Annotated in this window: 14 protein-coding genes; 10 read left to right on the top strand and 4 right to left on the bottom strand. The window is 66.4% G+C overall.

Annotated elements, in window-relative coordinates; translation table 11 throughout:
* Positions 1-8: 8 nt before the first annotated feature.
* Complete coding sequence (locus tag ACZYRS_RS31290) at positions 9-2078, bottom strand: molybdopterin-containing oxidoreductase family protein (protein WP_463422307.1); 2070 nt, start codon at positions 2076-2078, stop codon at positions 9-11.
* A 51-nt stretch (positions 2079-2129) separates the two neighbouring features.
* Between ACZYRS_RS31290 and ACZYRS_RS31295 the strand changes: the two genes are divergently transcribed.
* Positions 2130-3257: an ABC transporter substrate-binding protein gene (locus tag ACZYRS_RS31295; RefSeq protein ID WP_463422308.1), complete on the top strand. Its 1128-nt coding sequence runs from the start codon at positions 2130-2132 to the stop codon at positions 3255-3257.
* 287 nt (positions 3258-3544) lie between these two features.
* On the opposite strand, the gene ACZYRS_RS31300 is transcribed toward ACZYRS_RS31295, so the two are convergent.
* Together ACZYRS_RS31300 and ACZYRS_RS31305 are read right to left on the bottom strand one after the other, a co-directional pair.
* The gene (locus ACZYRS_RS31300; protein ID WP_198787029.1) at positions 3545-4639 is read right to left on the bottom strand and encodes a M14 family metallopeptidase; all 1095 of its coding nucleotides are present in this window, start codon (positions 4637-4639) and stop codon (positions 3545-3547) included.
* Positions 4636-5841, bottom strand: coding sequence for a M20 aminoacylase family protein (locus ACZYRS_RS31305; protein WP_463422309.1), 1206 nt, complete (start codon positions 5839-5841; stop codon positions 4636-4638). The genes ACZYRS_RS31300 and ACZYRS_RS31305 overlap by 4 nt, the downstream gene beginning before the upstream one ends.
* A 321-nt stretch (positions 5842-6162) precedes the next feature.
* Here ACZYRS_RS31305 and ACZYRS_RS31310 point away from each other — a divergent pair, with 321 nt between their 5' ends.
* The 3 genes from ACZYRS_RS31310 (at position 6163) to ACZYRS_RS31320 (ending at position 11422) form a co-directional block, all read left to right on the top strand.
* Positions 6163-8646 carry a type VI secretion system Vgr family protein gene (locus ACZYRS_RS31310; RefSeq protein ID WP_463422310.1) on the top strand — a complete coding sequence of 828 codons (2484 nt, stop codon included), beginning with the start codon at positions 6163-6165 and terminating at the stop codon, positions 8644-8646.
* Between the two features lie 12 nt (positions 8647-8658).
* Positions 8659-10836: a hypothetical protein gene (locus ACZYRS_RS31315; protein ID WP_463422311.1), complete on the top strand. Its 2178-nt coding sequence runs from the start codon at positions 8659-8661 to the stop codon at positions 10834-10836.
* Positions 10837-10936: 100 nt separating this feature from the next.
* Positions 10937-11422 carry a hypothetical protein gene (locus tag ACZYRS_RS31320; protein ID WP_463422312.1) on the top strand — a complete coding sequence of 162 codons (486 nt, stop codon included), beginning with the start codon at positions 10937-10939 and terminating at the stop codon, positions 11420-11422.
* Positions 11423-11450: 28 nt separating this feature from the next.
* Here the strand turns inward: ACZYRS_RS31320 and ACZYRS_RS31325 are convergent, their stop codons facing one another.
* Complete coding sequence (locus tag ACZYRS_RS31325) at positions 11451-12644, bottom strand: glycerophosphodiester phosphodiesterase (protein ID WP_463422313.1); 1194 nt, start codon at positions 12642-12644, stop codon at positions 11451-11453.
* 100 nt (positions 12645-12744) lie between these two features.
* On the opposite strand from ACZYRS_RS31325, the gene argE reads away from it, so the two are divergent.
* From argE to ACZYRS_RS31355, 6 genes are all read left to right on the top strand, one after another.
* Positions 12745-13911 (top strand): acetylornithine deacetylase, encoded by a 1167-nt coding sequence (argE, locus tag ACZYRS_RS31330; protein ID WP_198787026.1) that lies wholly within the window; start codon positions 12745-12747, stop codon positions 13909-13911.
* A complete protein-coding gene (locus ACZYRS_RS31335) occupies positions 13904-15166 on the top strand; it encodes a DUF445 domain-containing protein (protein WP_463422314.1) in 1263 nt (420 codons plus the stop codon). Before argE ends, ACZYRS_RS31335 begins: the two co-directional genes overlap by 8 nt.
* 122 nt (positions 15167-15288) lie before the next feature.
* The gene (locus ACZYRS_RS31340; RefSeq protein WP_463422315.1) at positions 15289-16995 is read left to right on the top strand and encodes a Vgb family protein; all 1707 of its coding nucleotides are present in this window, start codon (positions 15289-15291) and stop codon (positions 16993-16995) included.
* Positions 16996-17126: 131 nt separating this feature from the next.
* A complete protein-coding gene (locus ACZYRS_RS31345) occupies positions 17127-17903 on the top strand; it encodes an MHYT domain-containing protein (RefSeq protein ID WP_198787024.1) in 777 nt (258 codons plus the stop codon).
* A 74-nt stretch (positions 17904-17977) separates the two neighbouring features.
* The gene (locus tag ACZYRS_RS31350) at positions 17978-19588 is read left to right on the top strand and encodes an acyl-CoA carboxylase subunit beta (protein WP_463422316.1); all 1611 of its coding nucleotides are present in this window, start codon (positions 17978-17980) and stop codon (positions 19586-19588) included.
* On the top strand, positions 19585-21546 hold the full coding sequence (locus ACZYRS_RS31355; RefSeq protein WP_463422317.1) for an acetyl/propionyl/methylcrotonyl-CoA carboxylase subunit alpha: 1962 nt from the start codon (positions 19585-19587) through the stop codon (positions 21544-21546). Before ACZYRS_RS31350 ends, ACZYRS_RS31355 begins: the two co-directional genes overlap by 4 nt.

Consider the following 21546-nt stretch of genomic DNA (forward strand, 5'->3'; position numbering starts at 1 on the left):
ACGCGCTCTCACAAGGGTTCGACTTCGACGAGGCAGTCGTAGAAGGTCGGGCCGCGGCCGATGTCGGTCAGCCGCTGGCTCGTGAGCTGGTTGACGTTGGTGCCGTCGCCGCCGAACTTGCGCCACCAGATGCCCATGCCGTGCACCACGCCCTGGCGCGCGCGGCGCGAGACCTCGGCGCGGCAGCGGTGCTCGCCGCGCCCGTTGAACACGCGCACCATCGCGCCGTCCTCGATGCCGCGCGCGGCGGCATCGGCCGCGTGGATTTCGAGCAGCGGCTCGACCTCGATGGCGCGCAGGCTCGTCACGTTGACGAAGGTGGAATTCAGGAAATTGCGCGCGGGCGGCGAGATCATCGCGAGCGGAAACTCGGTCGAGCTGCCGGCCGGCTCCCAGTTGGGCACATGGTCGGGCAGGCCATCCATGCCCATGGCTTCGAGGCGCGCGCTGAAGAATTCGCAGCGGCCCGAGGGCGTGGGGAACTGGCCTTCGGCAAACGGCGCCTCGGGCAGCTTCACGCTGGTGAAGCCCTGCGTGAGCATCTGCGCGTAATCGATGGCGTTCGCGGCGAACGCGGTGCGGCACAGCGCCTCGTCGTCGTCCGAGAAGCAGGGCTCGTCGAAGCCCATGCGGCGCGCCAGTTCGCGGAACACCCAGGCGTTGCTGCGGGCCTCGCCGCGCGGCGCGACCGCGGGGCGGTTCAGCAGCACGTCGGTGTGGCCGTAGCTCGTGTGGATGTCCCAGTGCTCCAGCTGCGTGGTGGCGGGCAAGAGGTAGTCGGCGTAATCGGCGGTGTCGGTGCGGAACTGCTCCAGCACCACGGTGAAGAGGTCTTCGCGCGCGAAGCCCGCCACCACCTTGGCCGAATCGGGCGCCACCGCCACCGGGTTGCTGTTGTAGACGACGATGGCCTTCACCGGCTTCGCCGCGTCGAGCAGCGCATCGCCGATGGTGCTCATGTTGATGGTGCGCGGGCGGCGCCCTTCGAGGAGGTCGGGGCGCTGCAGTGCGGCGCGGTCGACCGGAAAGTGGCCCGAGCTGCTCAGCAGCAATCCGCCCGCCCGGTCGCGCCAGGCGCCCACGAGCGCCGACAGGCAGGCCACGGCGCGCGCCGCGTTGCCACCGCCGCGCACGCGCTGCATGCCGTAGTTCAGGCGGATGGCCGCGGGCTTGGTGGTGCCGTAGGCCTCGGCCAGCGCCACGATCTGCGCCTCGGGAATGCCGCAGACCTCGGCCGCGCGCGAAGGCGGCCACTGCAGCGCGCGCTCGCGCAGCTGTTCCCAGCCCAGCGTGTGACTGGCGATGTAGTTGTGGTCGAGCCAGTCGTGCACGATCAGCTCGTGCATCAGCGCCAGGGCCAGCGCGGCATCGGTGCCGGGCAGGAGCGCGATGTGCTCGTCGCACTTGTCGGCGGTCTCGGTCCTGCGCGGATCGATGCACACCAGCCGCGCGCCCGCGCGCTTGGCCGCCTGGGCGTGGCGCCAGAAATGCAGGTTGCTCGCGATGGAGTTGCTGCCCCAGATCAGGATCAGCTTCGCCTCGGCGAAGAACTCGATCCGCATGCCGACCTTGCCGCCCAGGGTGTGGACCATCGCCTCGCCGCCGGCCATCGAGCAGATGGTGCGGTCCAGCAGCGAGGCGCCCAGCTTGTGGAAGAAGCGCCGGTCCATCGATTCGCCCTGCACCAGCCCCATGGTGCCCGCATAAGAGTAGGGGACAATTGTTTCCGGATCGGTCTGCAATGACCGAAGATGCGCGGCGATGTCGTCCAGTGCGGCGTCCCACGAGACCGGCTCGAACTGGCCGCTGCCCTTGGGGCCGACGCGCTTCAGGGGCTGCACCAGCCGCTCGGCATGGTCGTTGCGTTCGATGTAGCGCGACACCTTGGTGCAGAGCACGCCGCCGGTGTGCGAATGGGCGGCATTGCCCTGCAGCTTCACGGCCACGCCGTCTTTGACGGTAGTGACCAGCGCGCAGGTGTCGGGGCAATCGTGCGGACAGGCGCCCAGCACGGTGACCGTCTGGGAGGCTGGTGGGGCGGAAGTCGTGGCTTCCAGGGCGTCCGGTGCGTGGGGCATCGGGCAAGTCTAATTTGAGTGCGGAAAAACGCGCAGAGGGAGTTTTTCACCATGGTGAATCGCAGGCATTTTTCCTTGGCCGTCGGCGCCGCCGCCACGCTGGGCAGCTTCCGGATCGCGCAGGCGCAGACCGAGGCTCCCCTCGTGCTGGGCCAGTCCGCGCCTTTCACCGGCCCGGCCGCGCAGCTGGGCATCCAGTTCCACCAGGGCGCCAAGGTGTTCCTGGACCAGTACAACGCCCAGGCCGGCCGCCGCAACGTGGTGATCAAGAACCTGGACGACGGCTACGAGCCCGACCGCTGCGCCGCGAACACGCAAAAACTCATCGAGGAAGACGTGTTCGCCCTCTTCGGCTACATCGGCACGCCGACCAGCTTGGCCGCGCTGCCGCTCGCGGTGAAGGACAAGGTGCCGTTCATCGCGCCGTTCACCGGCGCGATGTCGCTGCGCGAGCCCTTCCACAAGAACGTGTTCCACCTGCGCGCCTCGTACAACGACGAGACGGCGCTGATGGTCAAGCAGCTCACCCACCTGGGCCTGAAGAAGATCGCGGTCTTCTACCAGAACGACGCCTACGGCAAGGCCGGGCTCGACGGTGTGACGCTGGCGCTCTCGCAGCTGGACTTGAAGCCCATCGCCATGGCCACGGTGGAGCGCAATTCGGCCGACGTGGCGCAGGCGGTGAAGGCCATCGTGGGCGCGCGGCCCGATGCGGTGGTGCAGGTGGGCGCATACAAGGCGTGCGCCGCGTTCATCCGCGAGGCGCGCAAGGCGAGCTACGGCGGCACCTTCATCAACCTGTCGTTCGTCGGCACGCAGGCGCTGGCCGACGAGCTCGGCAAGGAGGCCGCGGGCGTGATGGTGACGCAGGTGGTGCCCTCGCCCTACAACCCGGCCAATGCGATCACGCGCGAATTCGTCGATGCAGTGCGCAAGGCGGGCGGCGGGGCCAGCGCGAACTTCTCGAGCATGGAGGGCTACCTGGCCGCCAAGGTGCTGACCGAGGGGCTGCGCAAGGCCTCGGGCAAGGTCACGCGCGAGAGTCTTGTCGGAGGGCTGGAGAGCATCGACCGGCAGCAGTTCGGTGGGTTCGAGGTGTCGTTCTCGGCGAAGAACCACGTGGGGTCCAAATTCGTCGAGCTGTCGATGCTGACTGGGGATGGGCGGGTTCGGACCTAGTTCTTGGCGCCGTTGTTCAGGGCGCGTGCACAGGCCACCGGGTACTCCCCTCCGCGAATGTCCCCCGGGGCTTCGCCCCTCCTCCTTGATTTCGCTGCGGGGAGCACCCGATGCCCTGCGCACATGGACACGCTGATGGTGTTCGGCGATCAACGACCGATCTGAAACACTCGCGCCGATGGTGGGCTCTGTTTCGCGAAATCAAGGGGGAGGCCGCAGGCCGGAGGACATTCGCGAAACAGAGCCCACCGTCGGCGGGAGTGCCGCCCTGAACAGCGGCAAACGACTCAACCGCTCAACCCATCCACTGCCTGGAACATCGCCTGCCGCGCCTGGCTGACGATCTGCCCGCGCCAGGCATCGGTGTCCGTATAGAACGCCTCGACCATCCGCGCGCGAATCCCGTCGGCCAGGTCGGCCGGCGCATCGGGGTGCTTGTGCAGCCAGTGGTCGGCGCGGAGGGCACCGGTCACTTCCAGGATCGGCAGCGTGCCGTATTCGAGCGCGATGCCGGTGTATTCGGCCTTTGGGCACTCCTCGTAGACGGCGTCCCACATCAGCCCGCGCAGCAGCGCCGACGTCGATGAACCGTCGTAGATCGAGGTGACGGGCGCAGCGGGCGTGCCCCACCAGGCGTTCGCGCGGGCATAGGCGGTCTTGTCGTCCTTGCCTGCGTAGATGCGCTCGCCCAGGCCATTGGGGCCGAGCCCCGTGTGCAGGTCGATCCAGGCGATGCGCCTGGCGTTGCCCGCATGGCGGCGCAGCACGCCGCGGATGGTCTTGTTGCTCCAGGTGGGCGCCTTGCCGCCGAAGAAGAGGCCATCGTCGAACTGGTACTGGCCGCTGGTGACCGCCGCCTGGTAGGCGGTGGCGCCGTGCTTCTCGATCCACTTCTCGACAGCCGCCTGGTTCTCGGGCGTGGGCGGCCAGGTGTCGGGCAAGAGCAGCGGATGCAGCTTGGCGTAGGGCTCGTTGACCGGCGCCGGCTGCGAAAAATCGATGAAGTTGCGGTTCAGGTCGACGTTTTCGTGCGTCACGCGCCGGCCGTAGGAAAAACCGTGCGGGTTGAGCGCGTGCACGTAGAGCACCGCCACGCCCTGCGCCTTGGCCTTGTCGCGCCACTCGGCATCGTGCAGCGCGAACACCTGCACGCCGCTGCCGCAATGGCCCTCGACGCCGTGGCAGGCGCTCGTGACGACCAGCAGGCGCTCGGCGTTCGCATCGCCATCGAGGGCCACGTCCATCGAGAGGTCTTCGCCGTCGCGGCCCTTGAGCGGATGCGCATGCGGCTCCACGGTGAGGCCCGCGGCGACGCAACCCTGCAGGAATTTCTGGCGCGCCTGGGCATAGCGCGGCGAAAAGGCCTCGCCGATGCCGATCATGAGACGTTGCCGCCGGGCTTGTTCAGGAACTGCTCGGCGATCTGCACCCAGCAGGTGGCGCCCAGCGGGATCAGGTCGTCATTGAAGTCGTAGCTCGCGTTGTGCAGCGTGCACGGGCCCTCGCCATGGTGCACGTCGCGGTGCGCGCCATCGCCGTTGCCGATGAAGGCATAGGCGCCGGGCTTGGCCTGCAGCATGAAGGCGAAGTCCTCGGAGGTCATGGCGGCCTCTTGCTTCAACACGTTCTCCGCGCCGACGATGCCGCTCATCACGCCGCGCGCGAAGTTGGCCTCGGCCTCGGTGTTGACGGTGGGCGGGTAGTAGCGATCGAAGCGGAAGTCGCAGGTCGCGTCGTGCGCCGCGCAGATGTGCTCGGCGATCTGCTTCATCTTCGCCTCGATCATGTCGAGCACCTCGATCGAGAAGGTGCGCACCGTGCCCGAGAGCTCGCAGTTGTCGGGGATCACGTTGTTGGTTTCGCCCGCATGGATGGTGGTGACCGAGATCACGGCCGAATCGGTCGGCTTCATCTTGCGGGTGAGGATGGTCTGGAAGGCCTGCACGATCTCGCAGGCGATCGGCACCGGGTCGATGCCCGTCTGCGGGAGCGCCGCATGGCCGCCCTTGCCGATCACGTTCACGTGGAACTTGTTGCCCGACGCCATCACCGGGCCGGGGCTCACGGCGAACTGGCCGGCCTTCATGCCGGGCCAGTTGTGCATGCCGAAGACGGCGTCCATGGGGAACTGCTCGAAGAGCCCTTCCTTGATCATTTCGCGGGCGCCGCCGCCGCCCTCTTCGGCCGGCTGGAAGATCAGGTAGACGGTGCCGTCGAAATTGCGGTTCTTCGCCAGGTGCTGGGCGGCTGCGAGCAGCATCGCGGTGTGGCCGTCGTGGCCGCAGGCGTGCATCTTGCCGTGGTGCTTGCTGGCGTGATCGAACGTGTTGAGCTCGGTGACGGGCAGTGCGTCCATGTCGGCGCGAAGGCCCACGGCGCGGCTGCTGGTGCCGTTCTTGACGATGCCCACGACACCGGTGGTGCCCAGGCCCCGGTGGATGGGAATGCCCCATTCGGTGAGCTTGCCTGCCACCACGTCGGCGGTGCGGACTTCCTGGAAACAGAGTTCGGGGTGGGCGTGGAGGTCACGTCGGACGGCGGCGATGCCGGCCGCCTGCGTGACGAGCGAATCGATGAGTTTCATGGGGCAAAGTCTAGGCAAAAAACACGCCCGCGGCTATGACTTCAGTTCAACCCCTGTTCGAGCCTGTGCGCCTGGAGGCTACGTAGGTAGCAGTTCAACGGCCATCGCGAGTCGCTGAGGTTGCGGCGGCAAACGGCGGTCACCCATGCTGCCTTGGTCTGGAAACCTGAATGCACGAGTCTGAGCGCCACGGACTCTGCAACTTACTTCACGCTCTTTTTTGGTTTGTTCGGTGATGACTGTCAGGCGACCATTGTTTGCAATGGTGCTGGGCACGCAGGCCTCAGACTTTTTGGAAGGTCATTCCTCAAGGTCCATCGCGTGTCTTTTTCTTCCCTCTTCAGCGCCTCGCGCACCGTCCGCGTCGACAGCCCCGCCATGCCCAGCCTGCTGGGCAGCCCCGCGCTGGAATTCAAGTCGCTCGACGGCACCGAGGCGCTGGGCGAACTCTTCGAATACACCGTCCGCCTGCAGACGCCCGACAGCCCGATGCTCACCGGGTACGTCACGGCCAACGTGCCGGTCAAGCAACTGGTCGGCAAGGAGTTCGGCATCCGCATTGAACTCGACGGCAAGGGCTTCGGCCCCACGGCGCGCACGGGCGCCGGCACCCGCGAGATCAACGGCCTGGTCACCAGCGCGCGCTTCGTGCAGCACGAGAACCGCCGGGGCCTCTACGAGATCGTGCTGCGGCCCTGGCTGATCCTTGCGACCCGCACCAGCGACCACCGGATCTTCCAGAACAGGACCCCGCTGGAGATCATCGAGGAGGTGCTCGCCGACTACAGCTTTCCGACGGAAAAGCGCGTCACCCACCGCTATCCCCAGCGCGTGTTCCAGGTGCAGTACGGCGAGACCGACTTCGAATTCATCACGCGGCTGATGCAGGAGTTCGGCATCTACTACTTCTTCGAGCACAGGGACGGCGCGCACCGGCTGGTGCTGGTGGACGACGCGGGGGCTCACCGGAAGTTCGAGAGCCAGGCGTACCACGCCATCAGCTATTACCCGCCGGGCCACAGGATCGACGAGGAGCACTGCAGCCACTTCCAGAGCATCGAGAACCTCGCATCGGGCCGATGGGTCACCGACGATTTCGACTTCACGAAGCCCCGCGCGAGGCTCCGGCAGACGGCCAGCATGCCGCGCAACACCGGCCACAACACGCAGGAGATGTACCAGTGGCCGGGCGACTACAGCGACCCCGACGAAGGCCGCGACCTGGCGCGCACCCGCATGGAAGCCACCGGCGCGCCCGGCAGCCGCGGCCGGGGCAGCGGCAACCTGCGCGCGGTGGTGACAGGCTGCACCTTCTCGCTGGTCAACTACCCGCAGGACGCGGCGAACCTCGACTACCTCGTCATCGCCAGCACGCTGCGGCTGCACGAGAGCGGTCAAGCGAGTGGCCAGGCCAGTGGCGAGGCCCGTAGCGAGGAAGCCTACGCCTGCCACACCGACTTCGAGGTCCAGCCCGCCAGCAAGATCTTTCGCTCGCCGCAGACGCAGCCCAAGCCCCGCACCACGGGGCCGCAGACGGCGATCGTCACGGGCCCTGCCAATCAGGAAATCTGGACCGACGAATACGGCCGCATCAAGGTCAGCTTCCACTGGAACCGGTACTGCACGAAGGACGAGAACGCCTCCTGCTGGATTCGCGTCGCCTCCCCGTGGGCTGGCTCGCAGTTCGGCGGCATGCAGGTGCCGCGCATCGGCCAGGAGGTGATCGTCGACTTCGAGAGCGGCGACCCCGACCGGCCGATCGTCACCGGCCGCGTCTACAACCGGCTGAACATGCCGCCGCGGCAACTGCCCGGCCAGAAGAATCTGTCGGGCTTTCGCAGCAGGGAGCTGAGTGCGGATGGCAGCGGGCTCGGCGCGCGCGGCAACCATCTCGAACTGGACGACCACCCCGGCAAGATCCAGGCGCAGCTCAAGAGCGATCACCTGAGCAGCAGCCTGAGCCTCGGGCACATCGGGCGCATCGAGGACACGGCGGGCCGCAAGGACGACCGCGGCCAGGGCGTGGAGTTGCGCACCGACGGGCATGGCGCCGTCCGCGCAGCCAAGGGCTTGCTGGTCACCACGGAGGGCCGGCCCAATGCGCAGGCGCACATCACCGATCTGGGAGAGACCGTCGCGCGGCTGACAGCCGCGCGCGATTTGCATGAAGGGCTGAGCGATACGGCACAGCAAGCAAAGGGGCACCTCACAGGCGATCAGGATGCTGTCACGACGAAACTGAAGGCGCACAACAGCGCGATCAAGGGCAAGGGCGGCAACGCGGCGCAAGGGCAGTTCCCGGAACTCGAGGAACCCCATCTGGTGCTTGCCAGCCCGGCAGGCATTCACAGCACCGCCGGCACGACAACGCACATCGCGAGCATCGAGCACACCGCGCTGAGCAGCGGCGGGCATACCAGCATCAGCGCGGGCAAGAGCCTGCTGGCCAGTGTCAGGGACGCTGTTCGCCTGTTTGCGTACAAAGCCATTCGCCTGACAGCGGCCACAGCCGGCATCGACATCGTGGCGCTGCAGGACAGCATCAATCTCATGGCCAAGCTCGACATCAAGCTGGAGGCCAACCGGATCAGCATCACCGCCAAGGAAGAGATCCTGATCAACGGGGCAAGCAGCTACACGCGGTGGAATGCCTCGGGGATCGTGCACGGCACCCAAGGCATCTGGCGCGAGCATGCGGCCACGCACAGCTTTGCAGGGCCCGACAGCCTGCCTGTGGCCATCGCCTCCTTCGACCTGCCCCAGGTGCTGCCGAAGAAAAACGGCAAGTTTCGTTTCTCTGTCTGAAGCTCGATCGACATGATCATCAGCCCCCCTTTTCTCTCGCTCAGCGACATCCCCGTCTACGACGGGCAGTGCGTCAAGGACGTCATGCCCGGTGGCATCGTTGGCAGCGGCGCGTATCCGGTCAGCCAGGCCATGGGCTGGCACGGCGGCCTTCACATCCATGCGCCGACCAACATGGAGCCCGTGCGCGCCATCGCCGACGGCATCGTGATTTTCAGGCGCGCCGCGGGCAACGCGCGCTACGACAACGAGGACCACTCGACCGGTTGCGTCGTGATCCGCCACGTGACCGAGATCGGCGCACAGGGCACCACGCCCGTCACCGTGACCTACTACTCCATCACCCAACACCTGCGGCAACTGGACCACGCTCTGCCCCCTGTCGGCAGGGCCATCTATCGCAAGGACAGGCTCGGGCTGGCTGGCACCATCCACGGCGAGAGCGACCGCATTCATCTGGAAATCATCGCGGGCGACGCCGACACCCTCAGGCTCGTCGGCCGCACCACGGGTGAGTTGGCCCTCGGTGGCAACGGCCGCACTGACGCGATCTACGGCCAGGCGTACGTGCTGGTGCCCGCCAAGAGCCCCTGCTACAGCGCGCAGCCAATCGGCGTCCACCTGCCGGCGACTGCAGGGGACAGCGGCAACGACGACTTGATCGTTGGCATTGCATATGAAGCAGGTAGCGCCACGCTCACCACTTACAAGCTCAACGGCGACATCGTGGGTACGGCGCCCCGAGAAACCGATGCCGAATACAACCTCTATGCCGAAGCAAGCGCGCGCCATCGCCGCTTGAGCACAGCCGACCAACTCGTCAGCAGCCCCAGCGGCTGGTACGAACTGCTGCGCTTCGGCCGCAATCTGGGCACCGACCCCTTACCTGCGAATGCAGCCCATTGGCGCAAGGTCGCCGTGCCGGGCCAGCCGGGCGGCGTCTGGATCAATCTGAATGCCGCCAATACCAGGAAATTCAGCGACGCCGATTTTCCGCATTGGGCAGGCTGGAAGCTGATCGATGACGACGTTGCCGACGACAACAGTCGCTGTGACTCAACGGCGATTGACGCGATGCTGACCTCGCCGCTTCAACCCGGCGCCACGGTGGTTCCGACACCAGCGCAGAAGGCAGCCGATCGGATGCAAAACCTGTGCAAATCCGACGTGCAGGAGAAATTGGCCAGGGCGATCTGCAAGTTTCCGACCGAATGGGCAAAGGATGAAGTGCGCAAGCGCTGGGCGTGGACAAGGGAGACCGGCAATCCGCACATGCCGTACCCGCTGGAAGACGAAACCGACTTCACGGAAATGGCGGACTTCGCGCAGAAGCTCTGCTTCTGGGAAGACCTGCCTGCCGAAGACAAGAACCGCCTGACGATCAAGCACTGGCACTTCCATCCAAGGGAGTTCATCAGCCACCTCAGGATGTGTGGGTGGTTGAGCACGGATGAGCTGGCCAGAGTCCTCGCCGCAGCGCCAGTTGAAGGTCGAGTGCGCGCCGAGGGATTGAGAATTCCCATGAATCGGGTGCTGCGGAAGTATTCGATTTCCGATAGCCGTTTGCGTCAAGCGCATTTTTTGGCCCAAGTCGGCCACGAAACTGGATGGTGGCTATACCGGAGGGAATTAGGTGAGCCGAACTACTGGAGGACGATGTATGAAATCATTACTCCCGCGGAAGCAGGCTCTGACTACGATCGCGCTGTTCAACGCGCCAGAAATCTTCCGTCCGGAGTCAATCCTTCAACAATAACTCGCACAGCATATATGTCAACGCGTCCCGCGCAGATTTTGACCAAGGCTGCGGGGATGGACAACGGTGCCGCAAATTCTGCAAATGGAGGATTGGCGGGTGACGGGGAGAGATTTCGGGGCCGTGGCTTTTTGCAAATAACAGGGCGAAGGAATTACAAAGGCTACGGCAATTATCGCGGCCAAGATTTCACGTCATCAAACACAAATGCAGATCTACTGGCCAGCAACGATGCCAATGCCTGTGACGCCTCTGGCTTTTACTGGACGCGAGAAAAAGTCAACAGGGAAGCAGATGCAGGGGCAACGCCAGGCCAAATAACTCGAGTTGGCGGCGCAATCAATCGAGGAAGTGCATCAAGAATACCGATTCATGATATGGACAGGCGAAATGTTTTCAACAGCATATGGCCAAGGTTAAACGATGCTTTATAAATGCGCTTTCCATTTAATGCTTTTGGCGCTCGCAACCTTATTTGCGCCCGAGGCATATGCAGGAAACGACACGTGCTCATCGAATGCATCTGTCCCGGGCATGGTCGAAAAAAACCATACATCAATTGATGGAATTGACATTACGATTTTTTCCGGGGACAAACCATACCCGAACTCCGAGGAAGAGGAGCGCCCCACGTTGGCAATTGCTTGCAGCCAAAATACCAAGCAGTTGCTTATGACAATTGGGGTCGGCAAAAATGGCAAGGGATATGAAACAAGACTCGTAGCTCCGCCGTTCTCCTTCATGATTGAGGAACGCCATCCATTATCTACGCAAGGAATTGAATTACTTGCGAAAAAAGGATGGAAAATATATGCGGAAGTTATTGGCTATCGAGGAAATAACGGGGCAGTCGGCCCGGATATTTTATGTGTGACAGCCGTTCAATTGAATCGGGGCAATGGCATTGCCGCATCAACGTGCTCTTCTTTTTCCGCCCAAGATACCGCGAATTTCAAATCAACTCTCGACTCTCTGTCGAGGTACCGGACGGCCTCGGATCCGAAGCGCGCACCCTCTTGATACCACGAGGGTGCGCACAAGACCGAAATCAGCGGCCGAGGCTCTTCAGATACTCAGCGCGCGCGGCGATCGCGGTGTCGGTGAAGTCGGTGAAAACGCCGTCCACGCCGAGCTTGTAGTAAATCGCGTACTCGTTCTTGCCGTCCTTGTTGTAGTCCGCTGCCAGCCGGCGCGACTCGTTGCGGAAGGTGAAGGGGTGCACGAACAGGCCCGCCTTGTGGGCGTCCGCGATCAGCGTGGTGGGCGAGACCGAGGTGGCGTCGGCGTCGTTGACCTTGCCGTCCTTGTTCACGTCGATCGGCTTGCCGTCCGCGCCGATGCTGCCCTTGATGGTCACGATGTAGCGCTTCCACGGACCGATGCCGTCGGCGTAGGTCTTGATCTCGGCCAGGCCCGCGGGCGTGACCATGACGTCGAAGTTGCGCTTGTCGCCGGCCTTGGTCCATTCGTAGGGGCGGTCCACCGGAATGGCGTACGTCATGGCGCCGGTCTTCATGTCGATGCCGTCGCCGTCGATCAGCTGGATGAGCTTGGTCTTCAGGCCCTTGCCCTTCATGTACTTGAGGCTGCCCGGCTCGAACGACTGCACGTAGATCGGCGCGGTCTTGCTGTTCCAGCCGGCTGCGTCGATGGCGGCGATCATCTTGTCTTCCAACGGCAGTCCGAGGTCGCGGAAATAGGTCGGATTCTTCGACTCCGGGTAGATCGCGATGGTGCGGCCGGTTTCCTTCGACTTGGCCTTGGCGAAATCGATGATCTCCTGGAAGGTCACGATCTTGAACTTGCCGTTGAATTCCTGCGGGCGCTCCGCGTCCGTGGAGATGCCGCCCAGCGTCTTGATCTCGGCCAGCGTGAAGTCGTTGCTGAACCAGCCGGTCTGGGTTTCGCCGTCGACCTTGATGGTCTTCTTGCGCGAGGCAAAGCGGGGGTGCTTGGCCACGTCGGTGCTGATGGCCAGGTTGGGGTCGTGGCGGGCGATGAGCACGCCGTCCTTGGTGGAGACCAGGTCCATCTCGATCACGTCGGCGCCCAGTTCGATGGCCTTCGTGTAGGCCTCCAGCGTCTGCTCCGGCAGGTAGCCCGAGGCGCCGCGGTGGGCAATGACCAGCGGCGGGTTGCCGTCCAGCGTCAGCAGCTTGGCTGGGCCCGAGGGGCCGGTGCCGCTGCAGGCCGCGATGCACAGGGCGGCGGTGGCGGTCAGTGCGATCTGAAGGGTGCGCATGGTCTTTTTCTCCATCCAAAAGAGGCGCAGGGTACCCGCTGCGGATGACAGTCGGAACAACCGCGGACGCGGGGCATCGACTTCTTGGACAATCTGTTGCATGCCCCATACGCTTTCCCCCCAAAGCCTCGCACTGGCCCAGTCGCTGGTGCGCATGAACACCGTCAGCGAGAACAGCAACCTGCAGCTGATCGACCTCGCGCAGAGCCACCTGGCCACCCTCGGCGTCAAAAGCCGCATCACTTACAACGCCGAGCGCACCAAGGCGAACCTGTTCGCCACGCTGGGCGAGGGCAAGCCGGCCGGGGTGATCATTTCGGGGCACACCGACACGGTGCCCTGGGACGGCCAGGACTGGAGCGTCGATCCGCTCTCGGCCGTGGTGCAGAACGAGCGCCTCTACGGCCGCGGCTCGGCCGACATGAAGAGCTTCATCGCGATTGCGCTCTCCAATGCCAAGCGGTTTCTTGAAAGCGACTCCCCTTTCGCGGTGCACTTCGCCTTCAGCTACGAGGAAGAAATCGGCTGCTTCGGCGTGAAGGAGCTGATCGCCGACATGCGCGACGCGGGCATCAAGCCGCTGGCCTGCATCGTGGGCGAGCCCACCAGCATGGTGCCGGCCATCGCCCACAAGGGCGTGTACCGCTACAAGTGCTGCGTGCGCGGCAAGGAGGCGCATTCGTCGCTCACGCCCAAGTCGGTCAACGCCATCGAGATGGCCGCGCGCGTGATCGGCAAGGTGCGCGACATGGCCGAGGACTTCGAGCGCAGCGAGCCGCGCTACGAGGGCTTCGACGTGCCCTTCAGCACCGCGAGCGTGGGCCAGTTCCACGGCGGCATCGCCGACAACGTGGTGCCGCGCGACGCCGAGTTCCGCTACGAATTCCGCGACCTCCCCACCGCCGACGCCAAGCGCATGCAGTCCGACGTGCTGGCCTATGCCGCGAGCATCGAGCCCGCGATGAAGAAGGTCGCGCCCGATGCGGGCTTCAGGTTCGAGACGATCTGCGAGATCCCGAGCTTCCTCGGCGCGGCGAGCGACCCGGTCACGCTGCTCGCGCAGCGCCTGGCGGGCGAGGACCGCACCACCTTGGTGGCCTTCGGCACCGAAGCGGGCCTGTTCAAGAACGCCGGCATCCCCACGGTGGTGTGCGGCCCGGGCAGCATCGAGCAGGCGCACCAGCCCGACGAGTTCGTGAGCCTCGAACAACTCGCGCGCTGCGAGCTGTTCATGGAGCGCCTCGCCACTTCGCACACCATTGGCTGAAGAAGACCCAAGCAGCGCCGCGCTGCGGCGCATGAAGCGCGTTGCGCTCGGCCTGCTGTGCGCGGCGGCGCTGCTCTATGCGGTGGCCAGCGCGCTGCATGCGCAGCATCCGGCCTGGGGCTACGTGGCCGCTTTCGCCGAGGCCGCGATGGTCGGCGCGATTGCCGACTGGTTCGCGGTGGTGGCGCTGTTTCGTCATCCGCTGGGCCTGCCGATTCCGCACACCGCGATCATCCCGAGCAACAAGGACCGCATTGGCGCCAAGCTCGCGGGCTTCATCTGCAACAACTTCCTGAGCACCGCGCAGGTGCTCGCGAAGCTGCGCGAGTTCGACACCGCCAGCCGCATCGCCGACTGGCTCGCGCGCCCCGCGAGTGGCGAAAAGCTGGGCGAATGGGGTGTGGCCGCCACGCGCTACGGCCTGGCCGCCTTCGACGACGACCGGGTGCGCGACTTCATGGGCCGCGCCGCCGCCGCGGGCCTGGCGAAGATCGACCTCTCGCGCCTGACCGGCCAAGCCCTCGATGCGCTCACCGCGGGCGGGCGCCACCAGGCGCTGCTGGACGACGTGCTGCAGCAGGTGGCGGGCCTCCTCGAAGGGGACGAGGTGCAGGCGCACATCACCGAAGCGATTGCGCGCGAGATCAAGACGCTGCGCTACGTGGGCCTGGACCAGGTCGCGGCCAAGCTCGCCACGCGCAAGATCGTGGCCGCCGTGGCGCACACCATCGGCGAGCTCGCGGCCGAGCCGGACCACCCGATGCGCAAGCGCTTCGACCACTTCGTCGACGACTTCGTGGTGCGGCTGAAACTCGACCCCGAGTTCCAGCAGCGCGGCGAACAGATCCGCGCCGAGCTGATGGCGCACCCGGCTCTCGGCGACTACCTGCACGGCCTGTGGGGCGAGCTGCTCGCGTGGCTGGACGGCGACCTGCGCCGCAGCGATTCGACGATCCGCCAGCGCATCGCGTCGATGGCCGGCGCGCTGGGCACGCGGCTGCAGGCCGACGAGGCGATCCGCCACTGGATCAACGAGCAGATCGAGGCGGCCGCGCCGCTGGCCATCGAGCGCTACCGCGAGGACATCCGCCGCTACATCGAGGAGCGGGTGGGCGAGTGGAACGCCGAGGAGATGACGGTGGAGCTGGAGCGCCACATCGGGCGCGACCTGCAGTTCATCCGCATCAACGGCACGCTGGTGGGCGGGCTGGTGGGGCTTGCGATCCACACCGTGACGCAACTGCTGCGCGGCTGATCCGGCCGATCCGTTGCTTCGGGTAATCCGCAGCGGATGAAAGTGCGCATGTCTCGCGAGAGACCGCGCCAACGCCCCCGCCTCCTTCTAGACTGCGCGCGCACCCACAAGAAGGAGAAGACATGCCCCGTCGCCCGCTGCGCACCGCCGCCGCGCTGATCGCCACGCTCGCCCTGCTGGGTGCCTGCAGCACCGTCGCGCCGCCTGCGTCCAGGCCCGTGCCTGCGCCCGCGCCGACGCCCTCACCGCCATCGGCACCGCTCACCACCCGGCCGGCTTCGTGGGCCGCGCCCGAGGCGCTGGTGCCGCCGTCGTCGTTCTCGGGCGTGCACGGCCTGGCCATCGACGCGAAGGGCCGGCTGCTCGCGGGCTCGGTGCTCGGCAACACGCTGTGGGAGGTCGACCGCACCACCGGCGCGGCGAAAGTGCTGATCGACGCGCCCGAAGGCCAGGCCGACGACATCGCGGTCGGCCCCAACGGCGAACTGGCCTGGACCAACTACCTCATGGGCATGCTGCGCTACCGCGAGAGCGACACCGCGCCGATGCGCGTGCTCGCCAAGGACCTGCCCGGCCTGAACTCGCTCGACTTCGACCGCAAGAGCGGCAAGCTCTACGCCTCGCAGGTGTTCCTGGGCGATGCGCTCTGGGAAATCGACCGCGCCGGCCAGAAGCCGCCGCGGCTCATCAAGAAGGACATGGGCGGCTTCAACGGCTTCGAGGTCGGGCCCGACGGCATGCTCTACGGGCCGCTGTGGTTCAAGGGCCAGGTCGTGAAGATCGACCCGGCCAACGGCCACATGACCGTGATCGCGGAAGGCTTCAAGATCCCGGCCGCGGCCAATCTGGACGGCAAGGGCAACCTCTGGGTGGTCGATGCGCGCAGCGGCGAACTGGTGCGGGTGGAACTGGCAACCGGTAACAAGACGGTCGCCAAACAGCTTCGGCCCTCGCTCGACAACCTGGCCATCGCGCCGGACGGGACGATCTATGTGTCGAACATGGCCAACAACGAGGTGCAGGCTTTCAACCCCGCCACCGGCGAGTTGCGCACCCTCACCACCGGCAAGGTGGCGGTGCCCGCGGGCCTGAAGATCGACGGCAACGACCTCTGGGTGGCCGATGTCTTCGGCTTCCGGCAGGTGGACGTGCGCACCGGCGAAGTGCGCGACGTGTTCCGCATGCAGCGCGAACCGGAGCTCGACTATCCCTTCGCGGTCGGCCTCTCGGCCACGCGCTTCGCGCTGGCCTCGTGGTTCACCGGCACGGTCCAACTGGTCGATCGCCAGACGCTCAAGACCGTCGACATCATCCACGGCTTGAAGGCGCCGTTCGACGCGATCCCCATGCCCGACGGCAGCGTGATCTACGCCGAGCTCGCCACCGGCAGCATCACGCGCGCCAGCGGGCCGAAGTTTGCGGAAAAGTCAGTGCTCGCTAGCGGATTGAACGGCCCGGTGCAGATGGTCATCGGCCAGGACGGTGCGCTCTACGTCACCGAGGCCGCGGGCAAGCTGCTGCGCATTCCGCTGGACGCCAGCGCGCCGCTGCGCACCATCGCCGACGGCCTCGCGCTGCCCGAGGGTGTGGCGCAAACGCCATGGGGCACTTTCGTCGTGGCCGAGAGCGCGGCGCAGCGGCTGGTGGAGATCGATCCGGTCAGCGGCACCCGCCGGACCATCGCCGACAACCTGCCGATCGGTCTTGCGCCCGGGCCCGGACTGCCGCCGCCCTACGTGGTCACGGGCGTGGCCGTGGGCCGCGACGGCACCGTTTACGTGAGCGCCGATCGCAACAATGCGATATATCGAATTCGCGCTGTAAGGTAGGGTAACGATAAGTACAGATTTCGATTTACTTTTAAAAACAAATATTACAAACTGGCCGGGACGCCGCGCGGTGTCCCGATCACATCCGGTTTTCGGGGCCTCCTGCGCGTTCTCTCTGAAAGGAAAAACGCATGACTCCCCTCGTCGTAGGCCAGTTGCTGTCGCCCGAGTACTCCCTGGGGCTGGTGGCGCTTTCGTTCCTCATCTCGTTCGCGGGATCGCTGGTCGCGCTGATCTGCGCGGGCCGCATGGTCAACGCGGACGGCAAACCCAACCTCGCCCTCGTGGCCTGCGCCGCGGTGGCGCTCGGGGGCATCGGCATCTGGTCAATGCACTTCATCGGCATGCTGGCGTACCGGTTGCCGGTGGCCATTTCGTACAACATGCCGCTGACCATCGTGTCGCTCGTGGCGGCCATCCTGATCTCGGGTATCGCCCTCTACCTGGCCGGCGGCCGGCGCAAGTTCAGCAAACCCGGCTGGGCGGCAGGCAGCCTGCTGGCCGGCATCGGCGTCTGCGTGATGCACTACATGGGCATGTTCGCGATGAACATGCGCGCCACGATGGAGTTCGACACGGGCACCGTCGCGCTGTCGGTGGTGATCGCGATCACCGCCGCCGCGGCCGCCTTGTGGCTGGCCTTCAACCTGCGAAAGCTCAGCCACCAGATCGGGGCCGCCGCGGTGATGGGCGTGGCGGTCTGCACGATGCACTACGTGGGCATGACCGCCGCCAGCATGATCTGCACGGCCGCGGCGCCGACCGATGCGCTCGCCATCGGCGGCAGCTACATGGGCCTGTCCGTGTTCGGCACGGCCGGTGCGGTGCTGATCTTCATCTACTGGGTGGCCACCGGCAGCAGCCTCGACGCGCCGACGCCGCAGCGCGTCCGCCCCCGCACCAGCTAGTTGGCGCAAGCGGGCGGAAGGCCCCGTCCCTAAAGTCTGTGCAGAGCGAAAAACCAGCGACCTGCACAGACCCCATGCCCGTCATCGAATCCAGGCTGTCCTCGGCCAGCGACACCTTCCAGGCCAACCGCGCCGCCATGCTCGCGCTGCTGGACGAGGTGCGTGCGCACGAGGCCCGCGCCGCGGCCGCATCGGGCGCCTCGGCCGAGCGATTCGCCCAACGCGGCCAGCTGCTGCCGCGCGAACGCATCGCGCTGCTGCTGGACACCGGCGCGCCCTTCCTGCCGCTGGCTTCGCTCGCAGGCCTCGGTCATGACAACCCCGATCTCTCGAAGAGCGTGCCCGGCGGCGGCCTGATCTCCGGCATCGGCCAGGTCGCGGGCGTGCGCTGCATGGTGAGCGCCTCCGATTCCGGCATCGACGCCGGCGCGCTGCAGCCCATGGGCCTGGACAAGCAGCTGCGCGTGCAGGAGATCGCTCTTGAGAACAAGCTGCCCTACGTACAGCTGGTCGAGAGCGCCGGCGCCAACCTCATGCAGTACCGCGTGCAGGACTTCGTGCGCGGCGGCAACATCTTTCGCAACCTCGCGCGCCTCTCGGCCGCGGGGCTGCCGGTGGTGACGGTGACGCACGGCTCCTCGACCGCGGGCGGCGCCTACCAGACGGGCCTGTCGGACTACATCGTGATGGTGCGCGACCGCACGCGCGCCTTCCTCGCCGGCCCGCCGCTGCTGAAAGCCGCCACCGGCGAGATCGCCACCGAAGAAGAACTCGGCGGCGCAGTCATGCACACCCACGTCTCGGGCCTGGGCGACTACCTGGCCGAAGACGACCGCGACGCCATCCGCATCGCGCGCGCGATCCTCGGCGGCATCGACTGGCCCCGCGACGAAGCGCCGCGCGCCTTCGCGCCGCCGCGCTGCGACGCACAAGACCTCCTGGGCATCATGCCCAGCGACGGCCGCCGGCCGGTGGACATGCGCGAAGTCATCGCGCGCATCGCCGACGGCTCGGAGTTCCTCGAATTCAGCGAGCACTACGGCGGCGCCACCGTCTGCGGCCACATCCGGCTCGAAGGGCATGCGGTGGGCATCGTCACCAACAACGGCCCGATCGATTCCGACGGCGCGACCAAGGCCACGCACTTCATCCAGGCCTGCTGCCAGTCGCGCACGCCGATCGTCTACCTGCAGAACATCACCGGCTACATGGTGGGCCGCGCGCACGAGGAGGCCGGCATCATCAAGCACGGCGCCAAGATGATCCAGGCCGTGACCAACGCGACCGTGCCGCAGATCACGCTGCACTGCGGCGCCTCGTACGGCGCGGGCAACTACGGCATGTGCGGCCGCGGCTTCGCGCCGCGCTTCTGCTTCTCGTGGCCCAACGCGCGCACCGCTGTCATGGGCGGCGAGCAGGCCGCCAAGACCATGGCCATCGTCATGGAGGCGGGCATGGCCCGCAAGGGCGCGGTCGACCACGCGAAGATCGACGCGATGCAGCAGCAGATCGTGGAGCGCTTCGACCGGCAGATGAGCGTGTTCACCACCAGCGCGCTGCTGCTGGACGACGGCGTGATCGATCCGCGCGACACGCGCGCGGTGCTGGCCGAGGTGCTCTCGGTGTGCCGCGACGCCGATGCGCGCGTGCCGCAGGCGATGCAGTTTTCAGTAGCACGGCCATGAGCATCTTCGACAAGATCCTCATTGCCAACCGCGGCGAGATCGCCGTCCGCGTGATGCGCACCGCGCGCGCCATGGGCCATCGCACCGTGGCGGTCTATTCGAGCGCCGACGCTGATGCAGAGCATGTGCGGCAAGCCGACCAAGCCGTGTGGATCGGCGAATCGCTGCCCGCGCAGAGCTACCTGAACATCGCCGCGATCATCGAGGCCGCGCGTTCGAGCGGCGCGCAGGCCGTGCATCCGGGCTACGGATTTCTCGCCGAGAACGCCGGGTTCGCACAGGCTTGCCGCGATGCCGGCCTCGTCTTCATCGGCCCCTCGCCCGAAGCCATTCGCGCAATGGGCGACAAGGCCGGCGCGAAGCGATTGATGCAAGCGGCCGGCGTGCCATGCATTCCCGGCTACCAGGGCGAAGACCAGCGCCCGGCCACGCTGGCCGCCGAAGCCGCGCGCATCGGCTGGCCCGTGATGATCAAGGCGACCGCCGGCGGCGGCGGGCGCGGCATGCGGCTCGTGCCATCGGCCGCGGCCTTTGCCGAACTGCTGCAGAGCGCGCAGTCCGAAGCGCTCAACGCCTTTGGCGATGCGACCGTGATCCTGGAGCGCGCGATCGTCGCGCCGCGCCACATCGAGATCCAGGTGTTCGCCGACCGCCACGGCAACGCCATCCACCTCGGCGAGCGCGACTGCTCGGTGCAGCGGCGCCACCAGAAGGTGATCGAGGAATCGCCCTCGCCGGCCGTGTCCGTCGACCTCCGCGAACGCATGGGCGCGACGGCCGTTGCCGCGGCGAAAGCCATCGCCTACCAAGGCGCGGGCACGCTCGAATTTCTGCTCGATGCGGAGGGCCGGTACTGGTTCATGGAAATGAACACGCGGCTGCAGGTGGAGCATCCGGTGACCGAGGCGGTGACGGGGCTCGACCTGGTCGAACTGCAGTTGCGCGTCGCGGCCGGCGAGCCGCTGCCGCTCACGCAGTCGGACGTGCGCATGCGCGGCCACGCGATCGAAGTGCGCCTGTGTGCCGAAGACCCGCGGCAGGGATTCATGCCGCAGAGCGGCACGCTCGCCGCGTGGCGGCCGTCGCCGGCGCTGCGCACCGAACATGCGTTGCGCGATGGCGCCGCCGTGCCGCCGTTCTACGACTCGATGATCGCCAAGCTGGTGTCGCACGGCCGCACCCGCGATGAAGCGAGGCAACGCTTGATTGCAGGCTTGCAAGACACGGTGGCACTCGGCATCGCGACCAACCAGCAGTTTCTGCAGCGCGCGCTGTCACACCCGGTGTTTTCCAAGGGCGACGCGACGACGGCGTTCATCACCGAGCACGCCGATACGCTGCTCGCATCCCACGCCGCGACGGAAGGCCACGCTGCATTGCTGGCCGCACTGCTGCTCCAACTCGGCGAACGCGGTTGGCCTTCGCCGCTCGCGCACACGTTGCCCAATGCCCTGCGCTTCGCACTCAATGGCAAGGTGCATGCGGCGCGCGTGACGCCGCGGGGCGCGGGCCGTTTCGAAGTCGCGCTCGATGCAACCGCGCCTGCACGCATCGAACTGCTCGCGCTGCCCGGTGACGGCGTCGTGCGCTTCTCGTGCAGCGGTGTTTCCGAGCAAGCCATGTCGGTGCGCGAAGCCTGCAATCGCTTGTGGATTCACTTCCGTGGCCAGGCCTTCGAACTCGAAGATCTCAAGCACGTGGCAGTACCCCGCGTTGGTGCCACGGGCGGCGACGGCCTGCTGCGCGCCTCGATGAACGGCCGCGTCATCGCGCTGCTGGCCGCAGAGGGCGACACGGTTGCCGCCGGCCAGCCGCTCGTCACGCTCGAAGCGATGAAGATGGAGCACGTGCATTGCGCACCGCGCGCCGGCCGCGTCGCCGCGCTGCATGTCGCGGTGGGCGCGCAGGTGGCTGCGCGCCATGTCGTCGCGGAGATTACCGACGTCCCGATTTCCTGA

The sequence above is a fragment of the Variovorax sp. AC194 genome (assembly GCF_979257995.1).

Excerpts from the sequence above, each read along its gene's own strand:
- ACZYRS_RS31290 (WP_463422307.1), bottom strand. The coding sequence starts at position 2,078 with ATGCCCCACGCACCGGACGCCCTGGAAGCCACGACTTCCGCCCCACCA.
- ACZYRS_RS31295 (WP_463422308.1), top strand. The coding sequence starts at position 2,130 with ATGGTGAATCGCAGGCATTTTTCCTTGGCCGTCGGCGCCGCCGCCACG.
- ACZYRS_RS31300 (WP_198787029.1), bottom strand. The coding sequence starts at position 4,639 with ATGATCGGCATCGGCGAGGCCTTTTCGCCGCGCTATGCCCAGGCGCGC.
- ACZYRS_RS31305 (WP_463422309.1), bottom strand. The coding sequence starts at position 5,841 with ATGAAACTCATCGATTCGCTCGTCACGCAGGCGGCCGGCATCGCCGCC.
- ACZYRS_RS31315 (WP_463422311.1), top strand. The coding sequence starts at position 8,659 with ATGATCATCAGCCCCCCTTTTCTCTCGCTCAGCGACATCCCCGTCTAC.
- ACZYRS_RS31320 (WP_463422312.1), top strand. The coding sequence starts at position 10,937 with ATGGTCGAAAAAAACCATACATCAATTGATGGAATTGACATTACGATT.
- ACZYRS_RS31325 (WP_463422313.1), bottom strand. The coding sequence starts at position 12,644 with ATGCGCACCCTTCAGATCGCACTGACCGCCACCGCCGCCCTGTGCATC.
- argE (WP_198787026.1), top strand. The coding sequence starts at position 12,745 with ATGCCCCATACGCTTTCCCCCCAAAGCCTCGCACTGGCCCAGTCGCTG.
- ACZYRS_RS31340 (WP_463422315.1), top strand. The coding sequence starts at position 15,289 with ATGCCCCGTCGCCCGCTGCGCACCGCCGCCGCGCTGATCGCCACGCTC.
- ACZYRS_RS31345 (WP_198787024.1), top strand. The coding sequence starts at position 17,127 with ATGACTCCCCTCGTCGTAGGCCAGTTGCTGTCGCCCGAGTACTCCCTG.
- ACZYRS_RS31350 (WP_463422316.1), top strand. The coding sequence starts at position 17,978 with ATGCCCGTCATCGAATCCAGGCTGTCCTCGGCCAGCGACACCTTCCAG.
- ACZYRS_RS31355 (WP_463422317.1), top strand. The coding sequence starts at position 19,585 with ATGAGCATCTTCGACAAGATCCTCATTGCCAACCGCGGCGAGATCGCC.